Genomic DNA, 25,635 nt, shown 5'->3' with positions numbered 1-25,635 from the left:
CTCATCGACGGACCCGGCCGGTGACCGAGCCACTCTCGTCCGCCTCCGCGGAGAGCAGTAACACGGCGAGGTGATTACGGGACCGAAGAGCCGTACGCATCGCTTATAGCGCGTTCAACAGGCCTACCGATCGTTCCCGACACCGTACAGCCGCGACGTTCGTTCCGAATTCGGTATCGGTAGCGCGCCCTTCGAAGCGCTTTTGCTTCGGCCGCCGAAAGCAACGAATCAATGCTCGACCGCGAACAGATCATCGAAATTGGCGTCTCCCTCTCGATGGTCGTGCTGATGCTCGGCACTATGATTGCTATCGGGACCCAGTACGGCGGGTCCAGCGGCACACTCTCTCCCCAAGGCGGTGAACTGCTCGTCGGCGCCATCACCGGCTTTATCATCCTGATGCTCGCGGTCGGCATTGGTCTCGCGTACCTCCTGAACGACCCCGAGGACGGCCTCGAGACCGACGACGAGACGGACGCCGACACCGGCAGCGCGATCTGACGGCGGCACAATACTTTTTGCAGTTATTGCGTTGATATACTGTATGCGCAGTCCCGACGCCGCTCTCGACGCCGAATCGACGCGATCTCGCTCGAGGTGGTCGGTGATCGCCGCCGTCGTCGGAACCTTCGTGTTCGGATCAGCGATTGTCGGTCTCTCGGCATCGGTCCTCGAGGCGCCCGCCGCCGTCGGCGCGGTCGCGGTGCTGACGCTGCTCGCGGCCGCCCTCGCGTGGCGTCGCGCCGCGACGGCCGGCGAGACCGCCGCCGACGACGAGGAGGTCCGGGACGTCTGGAACACGATCCCGTCTTGGCAGTACGACGGCCGGCACGCCGAATCCGGTGGCCTCACGCGCGGCGAACAGGAGAGCGCGCTCCGGGAGATTCAGCAACGGGCCGACGACCTCGAGGAGCGAGAGCGCAACTAATGCAGAATCAGTCGCCGCTGGCCGACTGCTCCTCGCGCTCGGCCTCCCGCCAGTCATCGATCTCGTCGTCGTCGGCGTCGTCGATCCGCTCCTCGTAGTAGGCCATCGGGTGAGGAATGCGTTCACAGAGGTCGTCCTTGTTCACGCAGTCGCCGTAGGACTGCATCGTCGCACAGGAGGGCGGCGAGTACTCCGTCGGCGAACTGTCGCCGCGGATGTGGTCGGTCTGGTAGCGGGTCATCTCCTCGCCGAACGACGAGTTGACCCGGTAGAGTTCGACGATTTCGTCGGTCGTCATCCCGATGCTCGTCAGGAAGGCGGTGATCGCAAACCGCGAGTGGTGGGGCAAGTGTTCGCCCTTCTGGATATCGTCGAGCAGGGCCTTCATACACGGCGGGAACAGGTCAGGAACGACAGTATCGATGTCCTGCGTGAGTTCGAGATCGGCGAGTACCTCGCGGATCTCGGCGGCCTCGTCCTCGAGGGCAGCGGCGATGACTGCGGGAACGTCGAAGGGGAGGCCGTCCTCGATGCGGCCCCGGATGGCCTCTCGGAGCAGGGTCAGGAGTTCGTCGTGGTCGACCGGCACCTCGCCGTCGGTCAGCGCGCGGTTGACCAGGTGCCACTCGTCGCCCCACAGGTCCTCGGCGAGGGGAAGGTAGGTGCCGACGTCGATCCGGTAGCCGTCGGCGGTCTCCCGGACCGCGCCGTCGAGGTCGAACTCCGCGAGAAGGGTCTCGAGGTCCAGCCCGGTCGACTCGACGCTTTTCAGTTCCGTGGTGTCCTCGAAGTCGGTCGTAAAGCGATCGTAGGCGGTCGCGGCCTCGGCGCGGGCGTACTTGCGAACGAGGACGCGCTCCTCGACCATCGAGACGAGGACGCGCGCGACGGGATAGGAGAGCAGTTCGACGCGCGTGTCTCGTCGCGGCTCGCCCGTCTCGCCGTCCTCGAGGGCCGCCACCACGCGCTCGCGGGCGCGGTTGACGACCGCCCGATCCTGGTCGACGACGGTGGCCAGATCGACGGCCTCCGTCGCCACGGCGTCGCGGGCGGTCTCGAGGAACGGGTACCGGGCGTGCAGTCGCTGCATCGGTAATGGGATGTTACTGCGTGGGGTTAAAGCCGCTGATTGTTCGACGGGGGACGATCGCGAGTAAGCCGCGATTGGACCGCCCCGCGACGGGCGATGGAGGCGATATCGACCGGTTTTCGGCCAGTCGTCGGGATCGATTTCAAGGGCGTCCGACACGTCTCTCCGAGTATGCCACGGGCCACTCGAGACGGCGTGTCGATCCACTACGAATACGACGAGAGCGAGGGCGGCGGAACGCCGGTCGTCTTCGTGCAGGGACTGGGCTACGGGCGCTGGATGTGGCGCTGGCAGCGCGAGGCCGTCGCGGACGACCGGGACGTGATCGCGCCCGACAACCGCGGGACGGGTCGATCCGACGTCGGCCTCCCCCCGCTGCTCCCGCGCCTGCCGCGGAAACTCCGCGCGCCCCTCATCTTCAAACTGGCCGGCTACTCGATCGGCGGCCTCGCCGCGGACCTCGAGGAAGTCCTCAAAGACGCCGGCGTCCGCCAGGCCCACGTCGTCGGCGCGAGCATGGGCGGAATGATCGCCCAGCGCTACGCGCTCGAGTACACGCGGGCGAAGACGCTGACGCTGTGCTGTACGAGCCACGGCGGCCCCGACGCGGTCCCGGTTCCCGACGAGACCCAGGAATTCATCTTCGACGTCCCCGACGGCGCGAGCGAGCGCGAGAAACTCCGCCACCGGATGCGCCCCGCCTTCACCGAGCGGTTTACGAATCGGAACCCGCACCTGATGGACCGGATCATCGAATGGCGACTCGAGCAGGACGCCGACGATCCGGCTCGCGAGGCTCAGGCTGCGGCCGTCCTCGACTTCGACGTCAGCGATCGGCTCGAGGGGCTCCGCGTGCCGACACTGGTGCTCCACGGGACCGACGACCGCGTGGTCCCCTTCGAGAATGGGCTGTTACTCGAGGAGGCGATTCCGAACGCGCGACTCGAGCGGTTCGAGGGCGGCTCGCACTGCTTTTTCATCGAGCACGCCGATCGGATGAACGAGGAACTGCGGGCGTTTCTTGCAGACCACGACTGATCGCCTGCGGCGGCCGCGTGAACCCCGGATCTACGCGGTCGGGGCGGCGCCGTCGTAGAACTGGATTCGACCGTCGCTTCGCACGCCGATCTCGTACCCCGCGTAGGGGAACCAGAGTTCGTGGGTGCTGGCGTCCGCTCGCCGGGCGTGGTCGACCAGCGAGTCTAGCGCGTCAGGATCGATAGCCTCGTAGAGGGGCTCGAGATCGACCGGGCGGCTGCCGGTCAGTGCCGCGACCGCCGTGATGACGGCCTCGCTGGCTCGCTCGCCGACGTCCGGATCGAACGTCGTCGTGAACGTCGGCTCGTCCGCGTCGCTGGTGTCCGCCGGACCGTCTGTGGAGGGCATGGCCCGGACTACTCGAGAGAGACTGGTAGCCTCCCACCTTCCCATATGATATTTTTAAGTAATAGCGTGCTCCCGCGGCCGCCGTCGCGACCGTCGAGTGGTGCCGTCGGCAGTCAACCGAGCCGAACGGCGGTTCGATTCAGTCGCTCTGGATGCGCGGCGCGAGCATGTAGGTGACCTGACCCTGCCCCTCCGCGAAGCCGAAGTAGATCTTGACCGGGAACTCCTCGCCGAGGTGGAGCGTGACTTCGGTATCCGAGGGGATTGCCTTGTTCATGTCCTTCAGGTAGTCCAGCGAGAACAGCGAGTGGGCCGGGCCGACCTGCAGGTCGATCAGATCCGCTTCGGTGAGTTCGAGGTGGACGTCGTCGGTGTCGCCCTCCGCGTCGACGTAGAAGTACTCCTCGCCCTCGTCGACGCCCAGCGCGATGTGGTCGGAGACCATGTCGGCGGCCTTGACCGATCGGTTGACGTCTTTCCCCTCAAGGACGACCTCCGCGGGTAGATCGAGGTCCGGAATGTCCGGCTCCTGGCGGATCGAGTCGGGGTCGATCAGCGCCAGGGTGTACTCGAGCCCTTCGATCTGGATCTGTAGCTTCCGCGTCTCTTCGTCGAGTTCGAGCTGGACGAGCTGGCCGGACTCGGCCATGCTCGCGATGTCCTCGAGCCGCGAGAGGTCGACGCCGATCAGCCCGCCGTCGGCCTCGTAGGATTCGAACGCCGAGGCATCGAGCGAGAGGTCGACCATGCCGACGTTAGCGGGATCGACGGCCCGGATTTCGAGGCCGTCCTCCTCGAGGTGGATCTTGCACTCGTCGACCAGCACGCTGATCGAATCGAGCGCGCTGGTGAGCGTTTCCGCGCTCACGATGGCCTTGAACATATACGCCGGGCTACGGACGGTTGCCATAAAAAGCCACCCTTTACGCGCGACTCCGCGGAGGCGATCGCTCGCGGCCGCGGATCCGGTCAGTACTCCTCGCGTAACCGGATCGCCTCGTCGGTGATGTCGTCGATCGCATCGTGGCGGAGCGGGTACTGGCTCTGGGCGTCCCGCCCCCAGCCCAGTCGGCTCTCGAGGTCGCCGCCGAGTTTCGCCTGCTCGGGTTCGACGGACACCGTCCCCTTGTTGGCGTCAATGTCGACTACGACGCCGATCTCGGTGCCGTTGCTGTCGAGGATCCGTTTTCCGGCTTCGTCCGCCGTGATCTCCTCGCTCATGCGTAGCCGTCCACTGTTCGACGGAATACCTGCTGGCCCGGTGTTCGCAACCGAGTCAATCGGAGGCTGGTCGCGGATCGCGGACCGCGGACCGCTCGACCCCGTCAGGATTCGATCTTTTCGACGATCTCTTTCGCCTCTTCCTCGGCTTTGTCCTCGCCAACGCTTTTCTTGATGAGTACGCTGGTTACCTCCCAGTCGTCCTCACCCTCGACCTTCCCGGTACGTACCTCGCTCCCCTCGGAGACGGACTCCGCCGGATCCTCCGCCCAGTCGGGCGTCCGGACCTCGTCGTACTCGTCCGGATCGCGGAACCGAACGTGGATGTAGTCGTCCTCGGTCTCCACCTTGTTGACGTCTGGTACGTCTGCCATACGCGGACGTCCGTCGGCCGCGCGCCTAACGGTACACCCTGAATACGCTCCCTCCCGAGTCGGGATCCGAAGCCGATCGAAGGGCGACGAGTCCGTTCGCAACTCACTCGAGGTGGGTCGCGAACCAGTCGGCGGCGCGGTCGGCGACGGCCTCGAGTTCGCCCTCGCCCTCGAAGAGGTGGCCGGCGCCCTCGACGATCCGGAGGTCCCGCTCGCAGGCCAGCGCGTCGTGGACCTCGCGGTTCACCTGCAGGACCGACTCATCCTCGCCGCCGACGATCAGCAGCGTCGGCGCGCGGACGTCGTCGACGACCTCGGCCGCCAGATCGACGCGGCCGCCCCGAGAGACGACCGCCCCGATCTCGGTCTCCGGGCGGACCGCTCCGCGGAGCGCCGCTGCGGCGCCCGTGCTCGCGCCGAAATAGCCGACCGTGCGGCCACCGCTCTCCGGACGCTCGCGGAGCCACTCGGTCGTCGCGACGAGCCGATCGGTCAACAGCGGGATGTCGAACCGGGTCTCCCGGTCCCGGTCTTCGCGTTCGGTGAGCAGATCGAACAGGAGCGTTCCCAGCCCCCGCTCGCGTAACCGCTCCGCCACGAAGTTGTTCCGCGGGCTGTGCCTGCTGCTGCCGCTTCCGTGGGCGAAGACGACCAGGCCGTTCGATCCCTCCGGGACGGCGAGTTCTCCCTCGAGGGTCGCGTCGGGCAACTCGATGTCGGTCACGGTGGGCGATCCGTCGGCCGGCATACGCGTCGCTCCACCGAGGACGGAGTTGAGTGTTGGGGGCGGCGTCGCCGCCGATCGCTCGAGGGGATCGTTCGGCGCGGCGGCCGCGCTCGTACCGAACGCGCTTGCGAACGACCCTCGGGCCGAAAGCGGTCGCGCTCGAGACCGCTCGCAGGGTGCGCACGCAAGGAAACGGTGTTTTCCGCGGCAGTCGTAGCTTGCCACCATGAGCGACCCGGACACAGACTGGACGTTCGAGGACGTCTTCGCCGACGCGCTCGAGGCGGTGCCAGACGAGCACCGCGATCCGGAACAGTTCGTCCCCGGCGTCGGGCCGCTGTCGGCCGACGTGATGCTCGTCGGCGAGGCGCCGGGCGGCCAGGAAGTCGAGCAGGGCGAACCGTTCGTCGGCCAGGCCGGCCAGCAACTGAACCGCGCCCTCGAGTCGATCGGCCACGACCGGCGGGAGTTGTACATCACCAACCTCGTCAAGGTGCGGCCGCCGGAGAACCGCGATCCTCACGTCGACGAGATCGAGGCCTGGTGGCCGGTGCTCGAGGCCGAACTCGAGCGCGTCGATCCCGCGGTCGTCGTCCCGATGGGCAGTTTCTCGACAGCCGAACTCCTCGAGACCGACGAGACGATCACGGACCTGCACGGCGAGGCATTCGAGCGCGAGGTGCCACCCGCTTCGCACGCCTCGGACGGGGAGGATACCGACTCCTCGAGCGAGGGAGGGTCCGACCCGGGAGAACGGACGGAGCGGATCGTCCGCCCGTCGTTTCACCCGGCCGCAGCGCTGTACGACCGGAGTAAGGTCGACGCGATCGAGTCGGATCTGCGGGCGGCCCTCGAGTCGGCGTGAGCGCTTGACCCCGATAACCGGCGGTGTCGGTCGGTGAGCGCCCGAGCACCTGCAGGCAGGAAGGGCTTTTTCTGGCCGGGCGAACCCCGAGGAGATGAGCCCGAGCTTCACCAGCGACGACGTCGGAAAGCCCGTTGAGACGGCCGACGGCGAACGGGTCGGTGTCGTCGCCGACGTCGATCCGGAGACCGCCTACGTGGAACCAGCGTCGGACGTCGGCGACTCGACGCGAGCCGCTCTCGACTGGGGGAGCGGCGAGGAGGCTGTCCCGCTTGCCGACAGCGCCGTCGGCGAATGGACCGGGGACGCGATCCGACTCGAAGCCGAGGTCGCGGCGGACGCCGTCACGTCGGGCGACGAGCCGAACGAGGAGGCGTCGTCCGACGACGGGGCTGCCGAGATCGGCTCCCAGGACGCCGACTACGACCCCGGCGAGCCGGTAGCCTCGAACCCCACCGAAGCGCCGCCCGACGAGCCCGGGACGACGCCGGATAACGAAATCGGCAACCGAGAGGGGACGGACCCGATGGTCGAGGACGACGAGTTCTACGACTCCCCGGAGGATGGGCCGCGGGTCGATCCCGACGACCAGATGGAGTCGCCGGCGGAGATCGAATCGTCACAGGATACGGCGGGCCGGGTCGAGGAGACGACCGCCGACGACCGCGACCGCGACGACGTCGACGTCGATCCCGACGAGGTGACCGACGGCGAGCCGGAGGCCGAGATCGATTCCGAGGAGGACGTCGCCCGCCGGGGCGACCCCGGCGACTCGAGCGACTGATCAGTTCGTAATCGTCAGGATTCCGTCGTTGACCGTCACGTCGCTCGCGCCGGCGGGGATGTCGAACTCGAACTGTTGGCCGTCGACGACGACGATTGCCGTCCCCTCGACGACGTCGAGCGACGGCTTGGCGCCGGTCGGGCCGAAATCGACGGCGATGACCTGCTCGGTGCCGTACTCGCGTTTCGTAATCGTGACGTCGTCGCGATCGTCGACCGCGGCTTCCAGTTCTGGTGGCGTGTCCATGTGCGAGCGGTCGCGGCCGCTCGCCGTAAGCAGCATGCACGAAACTGCTACCTTCCGGTTCCGCGAGCGCTCCGATTTTCGGGCCGTCGACTGGTCTCCACCGGTCTCGATGGCGTTTCCGGCCGTCATCTCGCCACACCTATCCGTACCGGGCCACTAGCGATGTCACAACTCGATCATGGCTCGCAAAGACGACTACTACAACAGGGCGAAACAGCAGGGCTACCGGAGTCGGGCGGCCTACAAACTCAAACAGCTCGACGACCTCGAGAACGTTATCTCCGGACGCGACGCGGTCGTCGACCTTGGTGCCGCCCCCGGCGGCTGGCTGCAGGTCGCCGCCGAGAAGGTCGGTCCGCAGGGAACCGTCATCGGCGTCGACCTCCAGCGGATCAAGGACTTAGAGGACGAGACGCTGAACGAGCGCGTCGAGACGATCCGCGGCGACATGACCGAGGAGAAGACCCGCGACCGCGTCACCGACGCCGCGGGCGGCTCCGTGGACGTGGTCGTCTCGGACATGGCACCTAACATGTCCGGGGAGTACTCGCTGGACCAGGCCCGCTCGCTGTACCTCGCGCGTCAGGCCTTCGAGACCGCGCTCGAACTCCTCGAGTCCGGCGGCAACTTCGTCGTGAAGGTCTTCGAGGGGCCGGACGTCGACGACCTCCGGGCCGACATCGACGACGAGTTCCAGTACGTCCGCGCGACCGCGCCGAAGGCCAGCCGCGAGGAGTCCTCCGAGATCTACCTGATCGGGAAGGGCCGTCTCACCGCCCCCGTCCGAGAGGGCGACGAACTCGAGGTCGAGATCGTCGACGTCGGTAGCGAGGGCGACGGGATCGCAAGCGTCGACGGCTACCGCCTGTTCGTTCCCGGCACCGAGTCGGGCGACGTCGTCGACGTCCGAATCGAGGATGTCAAGCCGAACTTCGGGTTCGCACAGCCCCTCGAGGAGTGAGGACGCCGGTTCGGGACGACTCGAGCTGACTCGGTTCGTCCCGCGCTCGAATCCTGCTGTTGGCGCCGTTTTTCGCGCCACTGGCGCCGCGTCGCACCGCTACTTGGTCCTCTGTACCCGCGGATCCGTCGCGGCGAACTGCTTACTCCCGCTCGTCGGCCTCGAGTCGGTCGTGTCGCTCGTCGATCTCGTCTAACAGGTCGAGGGTCTTGCGAACCGACGCGCGGATCGCGTCGCTGCGGTTGACGAACTTGCCTTCGTCGCCGACGTGATCGTCCAGATCGTCCAGCAGTTCCTGTGGAATTTCGACGCTGATCTTCGGCATTTGCGTGATCGTTTGCAGGCGGCCGTCTTAACAGTCGTTGTCACGACGGCGGCGACCGACTACTCGGGGGTCGCGCCCGATTCGGGTTCGGGCTCCGGGTCGGCCGGTTCGCCGCCCCCGCCGCCGCCGAACAGGCGGCCGCCGGCGGTGAGCACGTAGAGGAGGATGAGCCCGAGCAGGTACGTCAGCGCCAGCGGAATCGCCAGCATCAGCATCGTCAGGACGCCCTTCGGGCTAGCGAAGGCGGCCAGCGTGAAGATGCCGACGACGACGGGTCGCCAGCGCCCGAGCATCGTCCGGTAGCTGACGATGCCGCCGACGTGGAACAGCGCCATCGTGACGATGATGTTGAAGAGGAAGCCGACGCCGAGGGTCGTGTAGATCACCAGCCAGGAGAAGCTGTTGATCCGGAAGGAGACGACTATGCCGTTCTGGAGGGCGTCGGTGATGAGATACGAGATTATCGACGGGGCGATCCAGTAGAACCCGACGAACAGCCCGGCGCCGAAGCCGAGGAATATCGCGAGTCCCCAGACGAGGAACACCCGCGGGTCGCCCCGGACCAGCCCGCGCTCTCTGGCTGCCGGCCAGCCCCAGTACATGATCAGGGGGACGACGGCGATGAACCCGAGGATCGTACTCACCTTCACCATGAAGATCAGCACTTCGACGGGGTGTAAGGCGACGACCAGCCCGAGCTCCTCGATCACCGCCGGCGTCACCTGACTCGTCTCGCCCGCGTTCTCGGTGACTTCATTGAGGACTTCCGGCGGGACGCGATCGACGAACTGGGCGAGGATGAATCCGAATCCGCCCTGATACATCGCGAGGAACGAACTACCGAGAACGGCCATGAAGACGCCGACGATGTAGATCGCTTTCGACGTGAGGCTGTCGACGATGAAGGCTAGATCGTAGGCGTAGCCGCCGATGTCCTCCTCGGTGGTCTCGTCTTCGGTGAACGCGTCGAGCATTCCCGCGGCGGTGCTCGAGAAGACGCTCTCGTCGTCGTCGTCACCGCCGGCTCCGCCGGCCGCCCCGCCGGCCGCGTCGGCGGCTGCGGCGCCGCCCTCGCCGTCCGCGTCGTCGCCCGCCTGCTGTTCCTGCAGCGTGTCGAACCGGTCGAGGATCGTCTGGGCCTTCTCCCGGTTATCGTCGTACATCGCCTGTCGGGAGTGGTCGAGGGCCTCCTCTTCGTCCATCGAGAGGAAGACCGTCGCCGGAATCTCCCCGATGTCATCGACCGAGAGCGTCTCGAAGTCGACGTCCTCGGGGTCTTCCGCGTTCCGAAGGTCGTCCTCCCGAGGGTAGATCGGCGCCTGTAACACGCGGATCGTGTAGACGAGGAGGGCGAGGAACCCGACCGCGGCGGCGACCATGCCGCCGACGGCGGCGTCACCCAGCAGGCCGTGTTCGGCCGCGTACGTCTCGAGACCGAGCGTTCCCTCGGGACGAATCGGTGCCGGGAGCAGCGGAAAGACGGCTTCGTCGAGTCGATCGAACCCGTCGCGATTGACGAAGGCGGTCGTCCCGGCGGCGACGAGCACCAGTACGCCGACGAACTGGAGGAGGCGCCGTTTCATAAACGCGGTGCCTGTCTCGAGTTCGGCCGCGCCGCGCCGGCGGATGTTGGCGACGACCTTCGCGAGGCCGAGACTGAAGCCGTAGAGGGCCATCAGCGGCAGCGCCCACATGACCTGCGTGAACGGGTCCGGTGGAGAGAAGAACGCGCCGAAGACCGTGATCGCGACGATCGCGTGGCGCCACTTGTCCCGGAACGTCTCGTAGGAAACGATTTCGGTGTACGAGAGGACGCTCATCGCCAGCGGCAGTTGCGCCGCTAGACCGAACGAGATGGTCAACAGGGCGACGAACTCGGTGAACTCGGTGATGCCCCAGCTCGGCGTGACGCCGGTGTCGTAGGCGATCTTGCCGAGGAAGGAGAAGGTGAACGGGAAGAAGACGCCGTACGCGTACGCGACGCCGATCCAGAACAGCGCGAACGACATCAGCGCGAAGGCGGCGATGTATCCGCGCGAGACGGGAAATGCCGACTGGAAACCGCGCTCGCGAAGCGTGTGCCGCGAGAAGAACAGCAGTGCCGGGATCGCGACGATGACGCCGATCAGCATCCCGATCTTCGCCTGCAAGAGGATGACCTCGAACGGCGTACGGGTGATGATATTCGTCGCTTCGGCGATTTCTTCGTTCATCTGCGCTTTCGCCGTCGCCTCGAGGAAGTCCCAGACGAAAACGCGAAGGGCGTAGAAGGACCCGATGAAGCCGATGACGAAGACGATGAATACCTTCTGGAGATGCGTCTGCGCGGTCGAGAGCATCGTACCGATCGTCTCCCGACCGGCGTTGATGGCTTTGGCCGTATCTTCGTCGACGGCAGAACTCATTTATCGTCTGTGGCTAACTGACATCCAGTTATCAACCTTTCGTGTGCTGGGGCCGGCTACGGGCGCGTACTCGACCTTCATCGCTTTCGCAGGATGTCCGTAAGAAAAAGGCCTATAACCGGGGGCCCGTCATACCTCTATAGATGTCGGACGAGCCGGCGAACCGTAGGGACGTCGAGGGGTCCACGGAACCACGGGAGTCGCCCACCGTGGACCCGCCGATCGACGGCGGGAGTGACGACGCCCCGCCGGTCGTGACTGACGGCGGAGAGGAGCCCGATTCCGACGGCCGGCCGATCGAAACCGACGGCGAGGGCGTCGTCGGCGACCACGCCGATCACGGCGAGACCGACTACCCCGACCCCGACGACGATATCGGCGGCATCTCAACGCCCCCGGACGACGAGGAGATGCCGTTGGCCGATCACATCGAGGAGATGGTGCTCCGGTTCGCGATCGTCCTCCTGTTCGGGGCGACCGGGACCGCGATCGGCCTGCTGGGGGCGTCGGAGGCCCTCGAGTTCATCTGGCTCGACGTCTTCCCGACCCAGGCCGAGCAAGTGCCGCCGCCGCATATCTACCATCCGCTCGAGTTGTGGATGACGCGGATCAAGCTCTCGGCGCTGCTGGGCATCATGGTGGCCCTGCCGACGTTCGTCTACGAGTGTTACAAGTTCATGAAGCCAGGGCTGTACCCCCACGAACGCAAGTACTACCTGGCGTCCGTTCCGCTGAGCGTCGTTCTCGCCGCGCTCGGCATGCTGTTCTCGTACGTGCTCGTCTTGCCCGTCCTCTTCCAGTACTTCACGTACTACGCGGAGGGCAGCGCCGATATCGCGTACGCGCTCGGCGAAACGTTCGATCTGATCATCACGCTGACCGGCTTCCTCGCGATCGTCTTCCAGATTCCGCTGTTCATCATGCTCGCGATCATGATGGGCGTGACGACCCGCCGCTGGCTGGCCCAGAAGCGCCTCTACTTCTGGGCGGGCTTTGCGGGACTGTCCTTCATGTTCACGATGGACCCGACCGGGATGGCGCCAATCATCGTCGCCGTCACGATGATCATCCTGTTCGAGGGGACCCTCCTCGTCCTGAGGTGGGTCGGGCGGGACTGACCGCTCGGTCGGCGATTCTCGCGACGCGACCGGATTTTCCTGTGACCGTTTCGTTCGGGAGCGACCGCAGTCGCGAGGGCTCGAGCCGAGCTCCGCGTCCGTATGTCACGAGTCCCCATCATATGACCCGTCGATTCGTGGACGCCCGTCCGATCGCTCCCCTCGTCCGATGATTTCACATCCTTATATTCTCCCTATCCATCCGTAGATTGATGGATGGGACGCTTTATCGGGGAAATAGTTACAGTTTGTAAACGATTACCGTTTAGTAGCCCCATACGTTCCCTATTTCTGTGAAAGAGTCCATGAAGTTGGGTCAAATCCCCGATGCAGAGTGTGATTGTAAATCACACGCCGGTCGTCTCGTGTCGGGTCGGAGGTGGACGGCGTGACTGATCTGGTATCGACGACGTGTATGCGGTGTGCCGTCGGCTGCGGTCACGTCCACCGTCCCGTCGAACAGGGATACGGCCTCGACGTCGTCCGCGGCGACGCCGCCCACCCGGTCAACAACGGGCTGGCCTGTCAGCGCGGTATCACCGAGTCCGTCGACCCCGGCGCCGAGTGGCTCACCCGCCCGCTCGTCCGCCGGAACGGCGAACTGGTGCCGACGACCTGGGAGACCGCCCTCGAGCGCGCCGCCGAAGGGCTCGACGCGGCGCTCGAGCACGGCGCCGGCGGTGAAGGGGTCGCCGTCCTCGGTAGCGGCCAGCAGACCAACGAGGCCGCCTACGCGCTGGGCAAACTCGCCCGTGGGGGCCTCGGCACGCCGTACTACGACGCTAACACGACGCTGTGTATGGCCTCGGCCGTCACGGCCTACTACGACGCCTTCGGGAGCGACGCGCCGCCGCCGACCTACGACGACATCCCCGAGGCCGAGACCCACCTCGTCTGGGGTGCGAACCCGGCCGCGGCCCACCCGGTCATGTTCCGGTGGATCAGCCAATCGGCCGACGACGACGATTCGAAACTGATCGTCGTCGACCCCATCGAAAGTGAGACCGCCGAGGTCGCAGATCACCACGTGCCCCTCTCGCCCGGCGGGGACCTCGACCTCGCCCGCGCCGTCCTCGCGCGCGTCGTCGAGACCGACCGCGTCGACGAGGCGTTCGTCGCCGAAGCGACCGACGGTTTCGATGCCCTCCGCGAGGACCTCCCGGACGCCGCCGAGGCCGCCGCGGCCGCCGGCGTCTCCCTCGAGGACGTCGATCGAATCGCCGCGGCGCTCGAGGATCCCACGCTCGTCTACTGGGGGATGGGAATCAACCAGAGCGTCAACGGCACCGCGGCGTCGGGCGCGCTGATCGATTGCTGTCTGGCGACGGGGAACCTCCGGCCCGGGTCGGGCCCGTTCTCGCTGACCGGTCAGGCTAATTCGATGGGGACTCGCGTCTGCTCCTCGAAGGGGTCATGGCCCGGCCAGCGCCCGTTCACCGATCCCGACCACCGCCGCAAGGTCGCCGAGACGTGGGACGTTCCCGAATCCCGCCTGCCCGACGACCCCGGCCCCGGCCCGGTCGGCATCGTCGACGAGATCGGCGACGACGTCGCCGCCGTCTACGCCGTCGCGACCAACCCCGTCGCCGGCATGCCCGACGCCAACCGCGTCCGCGAACAGCTCAAGGACGCCTTCCTCGTCGTACAGGACGCCTTCCGCAGCGAGACGGTCGAACTCGCCGACGTCGTGTTCCCTGCCGCGACGTGGGGCGAGTCGGAGGGGACGACGACCAACATGGAACGCACGGTCTCGCGCGTGCGCGCCGCGACGGAGACACCGTCGGGCGTCAAGACCGACCTCGAACTGATCGGCGACCTCGCCGATCGGCTCGTCCCCGACCTCTTCGACGACCCGCTCGAGCCCGACGCGGCCTTCGACGAACTGGCGGCGCTGACCGAGGGCACCCCCGCCGACCTCTCGGGGATCAGCTACGACCGCCTCGAGGAGGAGGTGGCGGTTCGCTGGCCCGCGCCGGAACCGGACGTCTCGGGCGGCTACCGCTACTACGAGGGGCCGGCGACCGACGAGGAGGGCGAGGACGCCGACGCGACCATCCGCGAAGAGTCGTGGTCGTTCCCGACCCCTTCCGGCCGCGCGCGGTTCTCGACGGGCGAGGCCCGGCCGCTACCGGAGTCGACCGACGAGGAGTACCCCTTCACGCTGACGACGGCCCGGCGTCCCGACGCGTACAACTCCGGCGTCCGCGCGCGCGAAGACGACCCCGTCGCCCGGGTCAGCCCCGCGACGGCCGCCGCGCTGGCCGACGAACTCGAGTCCCGACCCGGTGAGTCCGACGACGACCCCGCCGAGTACGCTCACGTCGTCTCCCGCCGGGGCTCGATCACCGTCCGTGTCGAGCGCGACGAGTCGATCCCCGACGGCGTGGTCTGGCTCCCGATTCACCAGCCCGCGGTCAACGAACTCACGCTCTCGGACGTCGACCCGCGCTCGAAGGAGCCCAACTTCAAACAGTGCGCGGTCCGCCTCGAGGCGCCTCGCGAGCAGGAGGCGCGGGCGGTTGCGGAAGCGAGTGCCTAACGATGGCGGCCGTTTTCGGGTGTTCGATCGATGCGTGAGCGACCGTCGGAATCGCCCGACTCGAGCGACGCGTCCGCGCCGGCCGTCCAAGGAACGCCGCGACGGGGCGTCGCCTCCGCGACCCTCGGGTTTTTCGTCGGCTTCGCCGGCGTCGTCTGCTACGGGCCCGTCGCCTCGGAGTTTCAGGACGCAATGGGGCTCTCCGGGCTCTTGGTCGGGCTGCTCGTCGCCGCGCCCCAGCTGACCGGCTCCTTGCTCCGGATCCCCTTCGGGGCGTGGGTCGAGGACGTCGGCGCGAAGAAACCGTTTCTGGTCCTGCTCGGCCTGTCGATCGTCGGGATGGGCGGACTGTCGGTGCTCCTGCTGACGGCCTATCCGGACGGGCTCACGATGGCTCACTACCCGATCGTGTTCTTCTTCGGGGCGCTGTCGGGCTGTGGCATCGCGACGTTCTCCGTCGGGTCCACCCAGACGTCGTACTGGTACCCCTCGGAGAAACAGGGAACGGTACTCGCGGTCTTCGGCGGACTCGGCAACACGTCGCCGGGGCTGTTCACGCTCGTCCTCCCCGTCGCGCTGGCCGTGCTCGGCCTCACCGGCGCGTACCTCGCGTGGTTCGCGTTCCTGATCGTCGGGACCGTCGCCTACGCATCCTCCGCCGTCGACGCTCCTTACTTCCAGTTCGTCAAGCGGGGCGTCAGCGAGCGCGAGGCTCGGCGGCGCGCCGAGGCCTGCGGCCAGGAGCTCTTTCCCGGCGGCGACGCGATGGCCTCGATCCGGGGTGCGGCGAGGATTCCTCGGACGTGGGTCCTCGTCGCGCTGTTCTTCACCTCGTTCGGCGGCTTCCTCGCGCTGACGACCTGGCTCCCGTCGTACTGGCAGGCCGTCCACGGCGTCGACGTGCGAACCGCCGGCGCGCTCACGGCGGTCGCCTTCACGCTGCTCGCAGCGGTGATCCGGGTCCCGGGTGGCGTCGTCAGCGACCGGCTCGGCGGCGAGCCGACCGCGATCGTCAGCTTCGGCGCGATCGTACTCGCGACGGCGCTGCTCGTCGTCACCCGCGAGTTCGCCGTCGCCGTCGCCGCGACGATACTGCTCGGCGCGGGTATGGGGGTCGCCAGCGCGGCCGTCTTCCAGCTGGTGCCGACGTACGTCCCCGACGCCGTCGGCGGCGCCTCGGGACTGGTCGGCGGCATCGGCGCTTTCGGCGGCTTCGCCATCCCGCCGGTCCTCGGCCTCTTCGTCGACCTGCAGGGGACGCCGGGCTACGCGACCGGCTTCGTCGTCTTCCTCGTCTTCGGGGTCATCTCGATCGGTCTCTCGAGCGGGCTCTACCGAACTCGATCGGCGCTCGTTCCCGCCAATTCGTCGGCACCCACCGACGACTGACCGGGCGCGCCTCGATCGCGGGTCGATCGCTGACTGAGCCTTCGGATTCGATACAAATCGTTGGCAATGCGATTTCGGTACTCGGAGCAGCGCGTGGAAATCGCGTTCAGTAGAGATACGAGAGCGAACGGTACATCCTGTCCGCTTGGGTGAAACTACTGTTTAAGTCTACAGGTCATTTATTGGGATTTCCGACCGATCTCTCTCTATGGAACGACGGACGTTCGTCCGGTCGCTCGGTGCAGTCGGTAGCCTTGGAGCCGTTGCAGCCGGTGCGAACGCTACGCTCACAGCGTCATCAACAGTCACGGGAACGGTCGAAGCGAAGTCGATTACGGGTCGGGGTGGCGACGAGAGTCACACTGTGTTAGCACACGAAGGAACACTCACTATTGATGATGCCGAGTACCGCGACGAGTTCTCCGACTGGCAGGACGTAACAGTTGACGCCGCCCTTGCCCGCCAGTTTGAGGCCGACTACGAAGATATCTATTACAATCTTCATATTAACCACGAGACAGCGAATGAGGAACAGAACGTGGCGACCGATGAATCGCTGGCCTATCGGACTGACCGCATGATATTCAACAGCGTGCAGGTCAGCGACGCAGTGCAGTTCAAGACGACCGGTGCAGACGTACCGCGCATAAACGCTCTCAAATGAGTCGGTGAGCCCGGTCGAGACTACAGACTCGTACTCGCCACATCGACAGCAATCGTTCGGTCGTCCATCTGTACGATACGCTTCTACACGTACCGAGTTGCGTAGAGTCGAGGACTACGACCTGATCACGGCTCGTAGAGCGACAACCCAAAAATGAACGATACCGCCATCCTGAATTAGGATCGTCCGTCGAGTTCGACCTGCGAGTGGCTACTGGACTGGCTGAGCAGGTGATCAGAGCGCGATTTCGTTCTTTCGCCCTGAGGAAGGGGCCCGCAGGTTGGATACGAATCGCTCGCCTTCGACTCAGAGATACTTCTGAAGCGAGAACCGCGCTACTAACTACTGATACCGAACTGGACGACCGTTCGTCCGCTCGAGGCGGCATACTTCTCGCGAACATTCCATCGCCGGCCCCCAACGAATCGTAAACGACGTCTCGCGCGCGACGGGGGTACCGGTCGCGCACTGATCGGCGCTCCCCGCTGACTCCTCCCCGGTCTCGAGTCCGACTCGCCGTTTCGAATCGATCAATTGCCACGTCGCTCGAGTCGGATATACACCCTAATACACATCATATCCGATTGGAGATGCTACGTTCGATGCTGGGATTGGAAGAAAATTATTTATTTGTAAACGATTACCGTTATATGGTTTAGTGTCGTGACGTAGAAACGTGAATTACGTCATGTTTGGTGAGGAACTTCGCGTATTCGGCTCCGATCGTCCGGTCGAGGTGGTCGCCGATGGTGCATAAGAAAGAAGAACAGAAAGAAGACTGCTACGGCGACGAAGTGCGGGAACACATCGAGCGCTTCGCTGAGAACGGCGGCTTCGAGGCCATCCCGGACGACGAGGTCGACACGTGGACCACCCGGTTCAAGTTCTGGGGCGTGTTCCAGCAGCGCTCCGGCCAGGAGGAGTACTTTATGATGCGGCTGACCAACGCCAGCGGCATCCTGGAACCGGGGCAGCTGCGCCGCATCGGCGAAGTTGCGAAGGAGTACGCGAAGGGGCCAGTCGAAAACCCCGAGTTCGGGAACGGCTGGATCGACCTGACGACCCGCCAGTCCGTCCAACTCCACTGGCTCAAACTCGAGGATATCCCCGAGATCTGGGAGCTACTCGAGGAAGTCGGCGTCCACTCCCGCTCGGCGGGCGGCGACACGATGCGCAACATCTCAGGCTGCCCGCTCCACGGCAAGGCCGAGGAGTTCGTCGAGGTCGGACCGCTGCTCGAGCGCTTCGAGGAGGACCTGCGCAAGGACGACGCGCTGGCGAACATGCCCCGGAAGTTCAACATCAGCGCGTCGGGCTGTACGGTCGGCTGTGCCCAGGACTCGCTCAACGATATCGGGTTCGAGCCGGCGACCAAGGAGGTAGATGGCGAGGAAGTCCGCGGATTCAACGTCTGTATCGGCGGCGGACTCGGCGGTCGCCAGCCCCGCGCCGCGACGCCGCTCGACGTCTTCGTCCGGCCCGAAAACGGCTACGAGGTCGGCCGCGGCTTCGTCGAACTCTACCACGACTATGGCAACCGCCAGAACCGCTCGAAGAACCGCGCCCGGTTCTTCGCTGAGGACTGGGGGATGGAGAAGATCCGCGAGACACTTCAGGAGGAGTACGTCGACTTCGAGATGCTCCGCGCGGGCGAGGACTTCCGCGAGGAGTACACCTACAACGCCGGCCGCCCCGTCGAGGAGGGCCAACACGACCACGTCGGCGTCGGCGACCAGACGGACGGCCGGAACTACGTCGGCCTGAGCGTGCCCGTCGGCCGGCTCCCGGCCGAGGACGCCATCGAACTCGCTGATCTGGCCGACGAGTACGGCTCCGGCGAGGTCCGGCTGACCCGCCGCCAGAACCCCGTCATCGTCGACGTCGCCGACGAAGACCTCGAGGGGCTGCTCGCGGAACCGATCCTCGAGGAGTACCCCGCCGAGCCGAGCCCGTTCGAGCGCGGGACGATGGCCTGTACCGGCACCGAGTTCTGCTCGATCGCGCTGACCGAGACGAAGGGGCGGATGGCCCGCATGCTGCGCTGGTTCAACAAGAACGTCGACCTACCCGAGGACGTCGGCAAGATCAAGATGCACTACTCCGGCTGTACGGCCGACTGCGGGCAGGCGATGACCGCCGACATCGGTCTCCAGGGAATGCGTGCACGCAAGGACGGCGAGATGGTCGAGGCCTTCGACATCGGCGTCGGCGGCGGCGTCGGCGAGGACCCCTCCTTCATCGACTGGATCCAGCAGCGCGTCCCGGCCGACGAGGCCCCCGGCGCGATCCGGAACCTGCTCGAGGCCTACGCGGCCCACCGTTCGGACGGGCAGACGTTCCGCGAGTGGGTCGAGGCGACGGGCGAGGAACAGCTCATCGAGTTCTGCGAACCCGAGGAGACGGACTTCGAGGCCCCGTACATGGGCGATGCCAAGCAGTCCTGGTACCCCTTCGCCGAGAGCGAGTCCGCGGCGGCCGCCGCCGGCGACGGGGCCGCGGCCCCGTCCGACGACTGACTCGATTATCGTCCCGATTCCGGTCATACGCGCGTCGCTCGGCGGTATCCGTTTCTTCCCGTCCCGTGACTACGGCGCCGAGCGCTGCCGAGAGGTAATTTCACGTTCGTGTAGCCGAAACAACAGGATATGGTTGCAACGGATCTGACGACGCGTCGCGATTTCTCCCGGACGACGACCGTGGGACTCGCGATCGCGCTGTTCGGACTCCCGCTGCTTTCCGGTGCCATTCGAGCGCTCCGAATGACTCTCCATCCGCTGGTACCGATCGCGCTCCAGTGGTCACTGCTCGGACTCGTCGTCGGCCTCTCGATCGGTGTCGAAGGGCGATCGCTCCGGTCGTTCGGCGTCCGAGCACCGTCCCGGCGCGACGCGATCCCGCTGTTCGCCGCGGCGGTGCTCGGGTTCCTCGCGCTGGCGGCGACCGGACCGCTGATCGACGCGCTCGGACTTCCGGAGCGACGAGTGACGGGACTGGACATCGATCGAGTCGGCGTCGGGGTCGCCGTCGCGTCCGCGGTCACGATCGGCGTCGTCGAGGAGACGCTGTATCGCGGCTACGCGGTCGAGCGCCTCGCCGAACACACCGGGAGCGTGCGGCTGGCTGGCGGAATCTCGTGGGCGGTGTTCTCCCTCTCTCACGCCGTCGGCTGGCGCCTCGGTGATCTCCTACAGGTCTCGCTGGCCGCGCTCGTCTTCACGCTCGCCTATCTGTATCGGCGCTCGCTGGTGCCCGTCGTCGGGGCCCACGTCGCGATCTGGTTGTTCGGCGTTCTCGGCGCGGTCTACGGCTAACGATTCCAGACCGTGGTGGGGGCGAGGACGCCGATCGTCAACGGTGTTCTCGCGTTCGCTCGTAGGCGTAGTCGAGTGCGTCCTCGAGCGATCCGGGGCCGTCGTAGTTGGCCGAGAAGAGGTCCATGAAGTCGCGAGCGATGCTGTTGCAGCGTTCGAACGTGAGGACGGTCCGGACGCGGATCGTCTCGGAGAGGTCGAGTCCGGGATAGCTCGTCGCGGTCAGCGCGTATCCGGGGTGATCCTCCCCGTCGAGCGACGCCGGGGCGACCTTCAACCGCAGGTCGCCTGATTCGTGACGATACGTCCGATACTGCAGTTCCCGATCGGTGTCGACCGGGGAATAGGTCCGACTCTCTTCCGTGTTCCACGCAGACGGCACGTCGGCGTCCATCATCCAACGATACCGCCTCGAGTGCTACGTCCGTATCGAAGTAAGCAATATTCCCGGACGTTAGTTCACAGACCGAACTAATGATGGGTTCGATGCGCCAAACATATTTATATTCTGAAAGTGCGTGCAATAATGTCTCCGTAATACGGATAATATCGAAATCAACTCCGGAACCCGGGGAACTGCACTCGAGCGCGAGAGCGGACAGCATTTAATAACCGATAGCACGTCCCGAACCGCCGTCGGTCATCAGTCGTCGCTCCGGGAGCGCGAGTCCGCGGCGAAGACGTCCTCGACGAGCGGCTCGTCGCCGTCGCGAGTTCCGTCGGTCTCGGGCTCCGTCTCGCTCTCGGGACTGACACTGCCCGTCCGATAGCCGTGGAGGTCGAGTGTGACGTGGTCGAATCCCAGTTCCGACAGCTCTTCGCGGACCGTCTCCGCGAACTCCCGGGTCAGCGCCCGCTCGAGTTCGTCGGGCGCGACCTCGATGCGCGCCAGCCCGTCGTGGTCGCGGACGCGGAACTGGTCGAACCCCCACTGGCGCAGCAGGGCTTCGGCGTGCTCGACGCGAGTCAGCCGCTCCTCGGTGACCTCGAGGTCCGTCGGGATTCGCGAGGAGAGGCAGGCCATCGATGGCTTGTCGGCGACCGAGAGGTCGTAGCGGTCGGCGATCTCGCGCACCTCTCCCTTGGTGATGTCGTGGGCCAGCAGCGGCGAGTGGACCTCGAGTTCCTCGACGGCCTGCAGGCCGGGACGGTGGCCCGCGCCCGGATCGTCGGCGTTCGTGCCGTCACAGACCGTCTCGATCCCGAACTCGCGGGCCGTCTCGAGCATCTCGCCCAGCCGCATCGTCCGGCAGTGATAGCATCGGTCGTCGTCGTTCTCGACGAAGTCGTCGCTCTCGAGTTCGGAGAAGGCGACGACCTCGTGGCGGACCCCGATCTCGTCGGCGACTCGCTTGGCGTCCTCGAGTTCCGCCTCGGGGAGCGTCTCGCTTTTGGCGGTGCAGGCGACCGCGTCCTCCCCGAGCGCGTCGTGGGCGAGCGCGGCCACGACGCTCGAGTCGACCCCGCCAGAGAACGCGACCAGCACGCCGTCGCGGTCCGCGAGGTCCTCGCGCGCGGCCTCGAGCTTCGCCTCGAGCGTTGTCATGGCCCGTGGTTCGCACCCGAGGGGCAAAAGCGCGTTGTCGTCGGATCGGCCCCGACGCTCGGAGCGCGGCCGCGATCAGACGTCGACCGGGCGACCCAGTTCAGCGCTCTCGGCCAGCGCGTCGATGACGCGCATGTTCGCGATCGCCTCCTCGCCGTCGGTCCGCGGCGGCCGACCGTCGGCGACGATCGAGGCGAATTCCTCGATCTCGAGGCTGTACTGGTCGATCGCATCGAACGTCTCGACGGCGTGTCGGCCGTCGATCCGGTACTCGAGTTCCAGGGGCTCGTCAGTCGGCGCGTCGAAGGCGTCGCGGACCTCGAGCCACCCGTTTGCCGCCTCGATGCGGTAGCGTTGCACTTTCTGGGTGTCGAACCCGGACGCGACGCGCGCGGACGAACCATCGTCGAACTCCAAGATTCCGGCCAGTTCCGTGTCCACGCCGGCCCCGCGGGAGTCGTCCGTGTGCGCGTAGGCGCGCTCGGGTTCGCCGAGGAGCTGCCGGACCAGCGAGACCGGGTAACAGCCGACGTCCATCAGGCTCCCGCCGTCGAGCTCGGGCGAGAGCCGCACGTCGTCCGGGCGGTCGAACAGCGGGAACTTGAACGCGGCCGTCACGGAGCGGACATCCTCGAGCTCGTTTCGAGCCAGTTCGATCGCTCGCTCGGTCCGCGGGTGATACAGGTACATGAACCCCTCCATCAGGGTCACGCCGCGGTCCGCGCAGTGGTCGACGACCTCGCGGGCCTCCTCGGCGTCGACCGTCAGCGGTTTCTCGCAGAGGACGTCGAGGCCGGCGTCGGCCGCGCGCTTCGTCCACTGGCCGTGGAGACCGTTCGGGAGCGGGATGTAGACGGCGTCGATGTCCGCGTCCGCGATGAGGTCGTCGTAGCCCTCGTAGGACTCGTCGATCCCGTGGTCGTCCGCGAACGCCCGCGCACGGTCGCCGTCGCGGGAGGCGACGGCCGTAACCTCGTGCTCGGTGGCCTCGATGGCAGGGAGAAACGCTTTCCGGGCGATACCGGCCGTACTGAGTACGCCGAAATCCATACGCCACGTTGCCGGACCGGTCCCAAATATCCCCGCATTGGCAGCGATCGCGGTTTCCTTATCGGTTCCACGACGGACCGACGGCCGCCCGCATCGCCTCGCGAGCGTCCGGCGGTACCTCGTCGGCAGCCATCCGTACGTCGAGCCGCCAGCGACGCTCGAGGACGATCGCCTCGTCGGTCTCGCGCAGCTCGTTGAACCGCTCCCACGGAAGGTACTGGGTACCCAGCGTGTTGATATCGGCGTATTTGAGGCCGTTTTCGCAGGCCTCATACTCCCGCGGTCGACGGGCGTCGATCTGCATCGTAATGAACACCGCGAGCAGCCCACTCAGGAGAAACGAGGGGGCACCGTAGAGCGTGCCGACGAACGCAGCGGCGGTTCCGAGACCGAGCAGCAAGCCCCAGCGGCGGTATTGCCGTCGTCGGCCCGGATCCGGATTGGCGATCCAGTACGCGCGCAGTTCGCCCGCCGCCCGGTCGGCGTAGGCCCCGTTTCCGAGCAGCCAGATCACGAGGCCGAGGACCGCGAGTCCACAGAGACAGCGCAGGAGCGACAGCGATCCATCGAACACGCCGAACTCCGTTCCGAAGACGAGCACGAGCAACGGTCCCGTCGCGACGACCATCGGCACTGCGAGCAGTCGCCGACTGCCCAGCGAGACCCACAGCGCCGGCCGACTACCGACCGCCAGGGCGACGATCAGCCAGACGAGACCACAGCCGGCGAGCAACCCCGTATCTGCGCCGTCGATGCCGACGATCGTTCCGACGAGGTAGCCACACAGTCCGACGTAAGCGCCGACCGCGATCGACGGGCCATCGAGCGGAACCGTTCGCATTCCTATTAGAATTCTATCTCTTATCGGCAGAAAATACGGTCGATGAACCGAGCACTCCCGCGGTCGTCCACTCGTCGGTACCTCGAGCGCCCGTCCACTGCACGCCGGGCGGTTAAGGAGCTGTTCGTGGTAGACACGCAGACATACGATGTCCGTATCCGACCGCCTGCGATCGATCGCCGAGACCGAAGGGGACACGGAGGCCACCGACAGACACTCGCAACAGGAGCACCTCGCCGGTGCCGTCCTCCGCGGGATTCAGGCCGGGTTCGTCGCGACGATCATCATGACGGCGTTCCGGCTGCCGATCCTGCGGTCGCTGCCGCCGTCGGCGAACTTCTGGGCGCAGTACGTCACCGGCGACAATCCCGAGGAGCACACGTTCATGGGGCTCGTCCTCCACTTCGTCTACGGGATTCAGGCGGGGGCGATCTTCGGCGGCCTATTCGCCCTTCAGGACGCCGAGCGGTCGATCGAACCCGAGCAACGCGGTCTCGTCTGGGGCTCGATCTACGGGATGGTCCTCTCGGCGTTCGGCTCGCAGTTCATGCTAAAGGAACTGCTGGACATCCAACTCGAGGCCGACGAACTCGCGCTGTTCCACGCGGGTCACCTCGTCTACGGGCTCTCGCTCGGCGCCTGGGTCGGCTCTCGGACCGAGGGCGTCGAGGACCCCGAAGCCGAGTACGAGTACGACGACGGAAACTGAGACTCGAACCGACGAGCGTTCGCCTGCCTCCTATTTTGCTGCCGTGATTCGGTCAGACGCCGACCGTCTCGACCAGTTCGTCGACGTCCTCCTCGAGTCGGTTCGCGTACTCCAGTCGGAGGTCCCGCGCATCGCCTCGCGTCACGTACTGGCGGCCGTCGATCCGCGTCGAGATCGGGTGGTAGTCGTCGACGGAGAACCCCATCCGGTCGAGGTAGCCGACGACGTCGGCCGACTCGAGGCCGTCGTCGATCGCCAATTCGGCGAAGTTACAAACGGTCTCGAACGTGGGGAGCCTGATGCCGTCGTCGGTGACGTGGCCGGCGTGGCGACTGTCGCTTACGGACTCGATTGCGACGTTCGTGTGGTGGACGCGTTCCATTACGGTCTCGAGGTCGTCGGCCAGTCGGAGCAACTGGCTCGGCAGAGCCGCGTCGGGCGAGCGCCACTCGACGGTCGGCATCTCGTCGCGCAGCCTGATCGGCGTCCAGACGATATCATCGGTCGAGAACTGCGCCTCGACCGCGTCCTCGTCGATTCCCTTCTCGAGGGCGGCCCGTTTGAACTCCTCGTAGCAATCTTCGAGCCGGCGGTGCCACTCGCCGACGGTGTCGACGTAGTGCCAGAGCTGGCCGTGTTTCGGGAAGTCGCCGTAGCACTTCTTGCGATAGCAGTGGGCGCGGGCGCTGTTGGCCACCCGCTCGCCGTCGAGGTACGGCGAGGAGTTGACCAGCGCCAGCGCAGCGTCCAGGGCGATCAGCGTGTTGAGCTGATCGGTGACGTTGCGCTTCTCGACGTGGATGTGCGTTCCGGCGCAGTACTTCGCGTAGGCGAAGTCCTCGCCGATGACCTCCTTCTGGATGCGCCCGCGTTCGCCGGGCCGGCGGTCGATCGCGCCGCAGTTGATCGGCGTCCCGAGTGGGACGAGTCGCTTCTCCTCGGCCGCCGCCGTCGAGAGGACGTCCTCGAGTTGCTCGGCGAAGGTCGCCCGCAGTTCGTCGATCGTCTCGCAGGGGGGCGTCTTCAACTCGAACAGCGGTTCGACGAACTCCTGTTCGGTTCGCTCGGAGACCGCCGCGAGCGCGCCCGGTTCGGTGAGTTCGCCGTCCGTGTCGACGACCCAGTACTCGACTTCGATGCTCGTGTTCATACTCAG

At 66.2% G+C, this 25,635-nt stretch carries 27 protein-coding genes; 13 read left to right on the top strand and 14 right to left on the bottom strand.

Features of this window, described 5'->3' with window-relative positions; translation table 11 throughout:
- The first annotated feature begins 231 nt into the window (after positions 1 to 231).
- Positions 232 to 501 carry a DUF7472 family protein gene (locus EH209_RS16275; protein ID WP_126663912.1) on the top strand — a complete coding sequence of 90 codons (270 nt, stop codon included), beginning with the start codon at positions 232 to 234 and terminating at the stop codon, positions 499 to 501.
- A 43-nt stretch (positions 502 to 544) separates the two neighbouring features.
- Positions 545 to 928, top strand: coding sequence for a hypothetical protein (locus tag EH209_RS16270; RefSeq protein WP_126663911.1), 384 nt, complete (start codon positions 545 to 547; stop codon positions 926 to 928).
- A gap of 7 nt (positions 929 to 935) precedes the next feature.
- On the opposite strand, the gene priL is transcribed toward EH209_RS16270, so the two are convergent.
- Complete coding sequence (priL, locus tag EH209_RS16265) at positions 936 to 2,018, bottom strand: DNA primase regulatory subunit PriL (protein WP_126663910.1); 1,083 nt, start codon at positions 2,016 to 2,018, stop codon at positions 936 to 938.
- A gap of 171 nt (positions 2,019 to 2,189) precedes the next feature.
- On the opposite strand from priL, the gene EH209_RS16260 reads away from it, so the two are divergent.
- Positions 2,190 to 3,056 carry an alpha/beta fold hydrolase gene (locus EH209_RS16260; RefSeq protein WP_126663909.1) on the top strand — a complete coding sequence of 289 codons (867 nt, stop codon included), beginning with the start codon at positions 2,190 to 2,192 and terminating at the stop codon, positions 3,054 to 3,056.
- Between the two features lie 30 nt (positions 3,057 to 3,086).
- Here the strand turns inward: EH209_RS16260 and EH209_RS16255 are convergent, their stop codons facing one another.
- The 5 genes from EH209_RS16255 to EH209_RS16235 all read right to left on the bottom strand — a co-directional run bounded on the left by EH209_RS16255 (position 3,087) and on the right by EH209_RS16235 (position 5,747).
- Positions 3,087 to 3,404: a HalOD1 output domain-containing protein gene (locus tag EH209_RS16255; RefSeq protein WP_126663908.1), complete on the bottom strand. Its 318-nt coding sequence runs from the start codon at positions 3,402 to 3,404 to the stop codon at positions 3,087 to 3,089.
- 139 nt (positions 3,405 to 3,543) lie between these two features.
- Positions 3,544 to 4,287 (bottom strand): DNA polymerase sliding clamp, encoded by a 744-nt coding sequence (locus tag EH209_RS16250; RefSeq protein ID WP_008893069.1) that lies wholly within the window; start codon positions 4,285 to 4,287, stop codon positions 3,544 to 3,546.
- Between the two features lie 86 nt (positions 4,288 to 4,373).
- Complete coding sequence (locus tag EH209_RS16245) at positions 4,374 to 4,625, bottom strand: PRC-barrel domain containing protein (protein WP_126663907.1); 252 nt, start codon at positions 4,623 to 4,625, stop codon at positions 4,374 to 4,376.
- 104 nt (positions 4,626 to 4,729) lie between these two features.
- Positions 4,730 to 4,999, bottom strand: a complete 270-nt coding sequence (locus EH209_RS16240) for a hypothetical protein (protein ID WP_126663906.1) — start codon at positions 4,997 to 4,999, stop codon at positions 4,730 to 4,732.
- Between the two features lie 103 nt (positions 5,000 to 5,102).
- Positions 5,103 to 5,747: a dienelactone hydrolase family protein gene (locus tag EH209_RS16235; RefSeq protein ID WP_126663905.1), complete on the bottom strand. Its 645-nt coding sequence runs from the start codon at positions 5,745 to 5,747 to the stop codon at positions 5,103 to 5,105.
- Between the two features lie 205 nt (positions 5,748 to 5,952).
- Between EH209_RS16235 and EH209_RS16230 the strand changes: the two genes are divergently transcribed.
- Both EH209_RS16230 and EH209_RS16225 read left to right on the top strand, forming a co-directional pair.
- On the top strand, positions 5,953 to 6,591 hold the full coding sequence (locus EH209_RS16230; protein ID WP_126663904.1) for a uracil-DNA glycosylase: 639 nt from the start codon (positions 5,953 to 5,955) through the stop codon (positions 6,589 to 6,591).
- A gap of 94 nt (positions 6,592 to 6,685) precedes the next feature.
- Positions 6,686 to 7,375, top strand: a complete 690-nt coding sequence (locus tag EH209_RS16225) for a hypothetical protein (protein WP_126663903.1) — start codon at positions 6,686 to 6,688, stop codon at positions 7,373 to 7,375.
- Here EH209_RS16225 and EH209_RS16220 read toward each other — a convergent pair whose 3' ends face one another.
- The gene (locus EH209_RS16220) at positions 7,376 to 7,621 is read right to left on the bottom strand and encodes a DUF7127 family protein (RefSeq protein WP_126663902.1); all 246 of its coding nucleotides are present in this window, start codon (positions 7,619 to 7,621) and stop codon (positions 7,376 to 7,378) included. It abuts the gene before it with no gap.
- Between the two features lie 178 nt (positions 7,622 to 7,799).
- Between EH209_RS16220 and EH209_RS16215 the strand changes: the two genes are divergently transcribed.
- Positions 7,800 to 8,582 (top strand): 23S rRNA (uridine(2552)-2'-O)-methyltransferase, encoded by a 783-nt coding sequence (locus EH209_RS16215; RefSeq protein ID WP_126663901.1) that lies wholly within the window; start codon positions 7,800 to 7,802, stop codon positions 8,580 to 8,582.
- Between the two features lie 142 nt (positions 8,583 to 8,724).
- Here the strand turns inward: EH209_RS16215 and EH209_RS16210 are convergent, their stop codons facing one another.
- The gene (locus EH209_RS16210) at positions 8,725 to 8,907 is read right to left on the bottom strand and encodes a ribbon-helix-helix domain-containing protein (RefSeq protein ID WP_126663900.1); all 183 of its coding nucleotides are present in this window, start codon (positions 8,905 to 8,907) and stop codon (positions 8,725 to 8,727) included.
- Positions 8,908 to 8,966: 59 nt separating this feature from the next.
- On the bottom strand, positions 8,967 to 11,312 hold the full coding sequence (locus EH209_RS16205; RefSeq protein WP_126663899.1) for a twin-arginine translocase subunit TatC: 2,346 nt from the start codon (positions 11,310 to 11,312) through the stop codon (positions 8,967 to 8,969).
- Between the two features lie 143 nt (positions 11,313 to 11,455).
- Between EH209_RS16205 and tatC the strand changes: the two genes are divergently transcribed.
- The 6 genes from tatC (at position 11,456) to EH209_RS16175 (ending at position 20,333) form a co-directional block, all read left to right on the top strand.
- On the top strand, positions 11,456 to 12,430 hold the full coding sequence (gene tatC / locus EH209_RS16200) for a twin-arginine translocase subunit TatC (RefSeq protein WP_126663898.1): 975 nt from the start codon (positions 11,456 to 11,458) through the stop codon (positions 12,428 to 12,430).
- A gap of 415 nt (positions 12,431 to 12,845) precedes the next feature.
- The gene (gene nasA / locus EH209_RS16195) at positions 12,846 to 14,969 is read left to right on the top strand and encodes an assimilatory nitrate reductase NasA (RefSeq protein WP_211338382.1); all 2,124 of its coding nucleotides are present in this window, start codon (positions 12,846 to 12,848) and stop codon (positions 14,967 to 14,969) included.
- Between the two features lie 30 nt (positions 14,970 to 14,999).
- Complete coding sequence (locus tag EH209_RS16190; protein WP_126663896.1) at positions 15,000 to 16,358, top strand: MFS transporter; 1,359 nt, start codon at positions 15,000 to 15,002, stop codon at positions 16,356 to 16,358.
- A gap of 208 nt (positions 16,359 to 16,566) precedes the next feature.
- Positions 16,567 to 17,022 (top strand): hypothetical protein, encoded by a 456-nt coding sequence (locus EH209_RS16185; protein ID WP_126663895.1) that lies wholly within the window; start codon positions 16,567 to 16,569, stop codon positions 17,020 to 17,022.
- Between the two features lie 746 nt (positions 17,023 to 17,768).
- A complete protein-coding gene (locus EH209_RS16180; RefSeq protein ID WP_126663894.1) occupies positions 17,769 to 19,538 on the top strand; it encodes a nitrite/sulfite reductase in 1,770 nt (589 codons plus the stop codon).
- Positions 19,539 to 19,667: 129 nt separating this feature from the next.
- Positions 19,668 to 20,333: a CPBP family intramembrane glutamic endopeptidase gene (locus tag EH209_RS16175; protein WP_126663893.1), complete on the top strand. Its 666-nt coding sequence runs from the start codon at positions 19,668 to 19,670 to the stop codon at positions 20,331 to 20,333.
- 37 nt (positions 20,334 to 20,370) lie between these two features.
- Here EH209_RS16175 and EH209_RS16170 read toward each other — a convergent pair whose 3' ends face one another.
- The 4 genes from EH209_RS16170 to EH209_RS16155 form a co-directional block, all read right to left on the bottom strand.
- Positions 20,371 to 20,727, bottom strand: coding sequence for a hypothetical protein (locus tag EH209_RS16170; RefSeq protein ID WP_126664252.1), 357 nt, complete (start codon positions 20,725 to 20,727; stop codon positions 20,371 to 20,373).
- Between the two features lie 249 nt (positions 20,728 to 20,976).
- Complete coding sequence (larE, locus tag EH209_RS16165) at positions 20,977 to 21,879, bottom strand: ATP-dependent sacrificial sulfur transferase LarE (protein ID WP_126663892.1); 903 nt, start codon at positions 21,877 to 21,879, stop codon at positions 20,977 to 20,979.
- 75 nt (positions 21,880 to 21,954) lie between these two features.
- Positions 21,955 to 22,929 (bottom strand): Gfo/Idh/MocA family protein, encoded by a 975-nt coding sequence (locus tag EH209_RS16160; protein ID WP_126663891.1) that lies wholly within the window; start codon positions 22,927 to 22,929, stop codon positions 21,955 to 21,957.
- A 58-nt stretch (positions 22,930 to 22,987) separates the two neighbouring features.
- Positions 22,988 to 23,770, bottom strand: a complete 783-nt coding sequence (locus EH209_RS16155; protein ID WP_126663890.1) for a hypothetical protein — start codon at positions 23,768 to 23,770, stop codon at positions 22,988 to 22,990.
- A 148-nt stretch (positions 23,771 to 23,918) separates the two neighbouring features.
- On the opposite strand from EH209_RS16155, the gene EH209_RS16150 reads away from it, so the two are divergent.
- A complete protein-coding gene (locus tag EH209_RS16150) occupies positions 23,919 to 24,479 on the top strand; it encodes a DUF6789 family protein (protein ID WP_126663889.1) in 561 nt (186 codons plus the stop codon).
- A gap of 52 nt (positions 24,480 to 24,531) precedes the next feature.
- Here the strand turns inward: EH209_RS16150 and EH209_RS16145 are convergent, their stop codons facing one another.
- Complete coding sequence (locus EH209_RS16145; protein WP_126663888.1) at positions 24,532 to 25,629, bottom strand: glutamate-cysteine ligase family protein; 1,098 nt, start codon at positions 25,627 to 25,629, stop codon at positions 24,532 to 24,534.
- Positions 25,630 to 25,635: the final 6 nt, after the last annotated feature.

Origin of the sequence: Haloterrigena salifodinae, from assembly GCF_003977755.1 — an archaeon.
Lineage (GTDB): Archaea > Halobacteriota > Halobacteria > Halobacteriales > Natrialbaceae > Haloterrigena > Haloterrigena salifodinae.
This window is presented reverse-complemented; position numbering and strand designations above follow the sequence as displayed.

What these genes read in the sequence shown, in the direction of transcription:
- EH209_RS16275 (WP_126663912.1), top strand. Translation starts at nt 232, where the DNA reads ATGCTCGACCGCGAACAGATCATCGAAATTGGCGTCTCCCTCTCGATG.
- priL (WP_126663910.1), bottom strand. Translation starts at nt 2,018, where the DNA reads ATGCAGCGACTGCACGCCCGGTACCCGTTCCTCGAGACCGCCCGCGAC.
- EH209_RS16230 (WP_126663904.1), top strand. Translation starts at nt 5,953, where the DNA reads ATGAGCGACCCGGACACAGACTGGACGTTCGAGGACGTCTTCGCCGAC.
- EH209_RS16255 (WP_126663908.1), bottom strand. Translation starts at nt 3,404, where the DNA reads ATGCCCTCCACAGACGGTCCGGCGGACACCAGCGACGCGGACGAGCCG.
- EH209_RS16160 (WP_126663891.1), bottom strand. Translation starts at nt 22,929, where the DNA reads ATGGATTTCGGCGTACTCAGTACGGCCGGTATCGCCCGGAAAGCGTTT.
- tatC (WP_126663898.1), top strand. Translation starts at nt 11,456, where the DNA reads ATGTCGGACGAGCCGGCGAACCGTAGGGACGTCGAGGGGTCCACGGAA.
- EH209_RS16210 (WP_126663900.1), bottom strand. Translation starts at nt 8,907, where the DNA reads ATGCCGAAGATCAGCGTCGAAATTCCACAGGAACTGCTGGACGATCTG.
- EH209_RS16215 (WP_126663901.1), top strand. Translation starts at nt 7,800, where the DNA reads ATGGCTCGCAAAGACGACTACTACAACAGGGCGAAACAGCAGGGCTAC.
- EH209_RS16250 (WP_008893069.1), bottom strand. Translation starts at nt 4,287, where the DNA reads ATGTTCAAGGCCATCGTGAGCGCGGAAACGCTCACCAGCGCGCTCGAT.
- EH209_RS16220 (WP_126663902.1), bottom strand. Translation starts at nt 7,621, where the DNA reads ATGGACACGCCACCAGAACTGGAAGCCGCGGTCGACGATCGCGACGAC.
- EH209_RS16245 (WP_126663907.1), bottom strand. Translation starts at nt 4,625, where the DNA reads ATGAGCGAGGAGATCACGGCGGACGAAGCCGGAAAACGGATCCTCGAC.
- EH209_RS16145 (WP_126663888.1), bottom strand. Translation starts at nt 25,629, where the DNA reads ATGAACACGAGCATCGAAGTCGAGTACTGGGTCGTCGACACGGACGGC.
- EH209_RS16260 (WP_126663909.1), top strand. Translation starts at nt 2,190, where the DNA reads ATGCCACGGGCCACTCGAGACGGCGTGTCGATCCACTACGAATACGAC.
- EH209_RS16185 (WP_126663895.1), top strand. Translation starts at nt 16,567, where the DNA reads ATGGAACGACGGACGTTCGTCCGGTCGCTCGGTGCAGTCGGTAGCCTT.
- EH209_RS16155 (WP_126663890.1), bottom strand. Translation starts at nt 23,770, where the DNA reads ATGCGAACGGTTCCGCTCGATGGCCCGTCGATCGCGGTCGGCGCTTAC.
- EH209_RS16170 (WP_126664252.1), bottom strand. Translation starts at nt 20,727, where the DNA reads ATGGACGCCGACGTGCCGTCTGCGTGGAACACGGAAGAGAGTCGGACC.
- EH209_RS16190 (WP_126663896.1), top strand. Translation starts at nt 15,000, where the DNA reads ATGCGTGAGCGACCGTCGGAATCGCCCGACTCGAGCGACGCGTCCGCG.
- EH209_RS16205 (WP_126663899.1), bottom strand. Translation starts at nt 11,312, where the DNA reads ATGAGTTCTGCCGTCGACGAAGATACGGCCAAAGCCATCAACGCCGGT.
- nasA (WP_211338382.1), top strand. Translation starts at nt 12,846, where the DNA reads ATGCGGTGTGCCGTCGGCTGCGGTCACGTCCACCGTCCCGTCGAACAG.
- EH209_RS16180 (WP_126663894.1), top strand. Translation starts at nt 17,769, where the DNA reads ATGGTGCATAAGAAAGAAGAACAGAAAGAAGACTGCTACGGCGACGAA.
- EH209_RS16225 (WP_126663903.1), top strand. Translation starts at nt 6,686, where the DNA reads ATGAGCCCGAGCTTCACCAGCGACGACGTCGGAAAGCCCGTTGAGACG.
- EH209_RS16175 (WP_126663893.1), top strand. Translation starts at nt 19,668, where the DNA reads ATGGTTGCAACGGATCTGACGACGCGTCGCGATTTCTCCCGGACGACG.
- larE (WP_126663892.1), bottom strand. Translation starts at nt 21,879, where the DNA reads ATGACAACGCTCGAGGCGAAGCTCGAGGCCGCGCGCGAGGACCTCGCG.
- EH209_RS16240 (WP_126663906.1), bottom strand. Translation starts at nt 4,999, where the DNA reads ATGGCAGACGTACCAGACGTCAACAAGGTGGAGACCGAGGACGACTAC.
- EH209_RS16150 (WP_126663889.1), top strand. Translation starts at nt 23,919, where the DNA reads ATGTCCGTATCCGACCGCCTGCGATCGATCGCCGAGACCGAAGGGGAC.
- EH209_RS16235 (WP_126663905.1), bottom strand. Translation starts at nt 5,747, where the DNA reads ATGCCGGCCGACGGATCGCCCACCGTGACCGACATCGAGTTGCCCGAC.
- EH209_RS16270 (WP_126663911.1), top strand. Translation starts at nt 545, where the DNA reads ATGCGCAGTCCCGACGCCGCTCTCGACGCCGAATCGACGCGATCTCGC.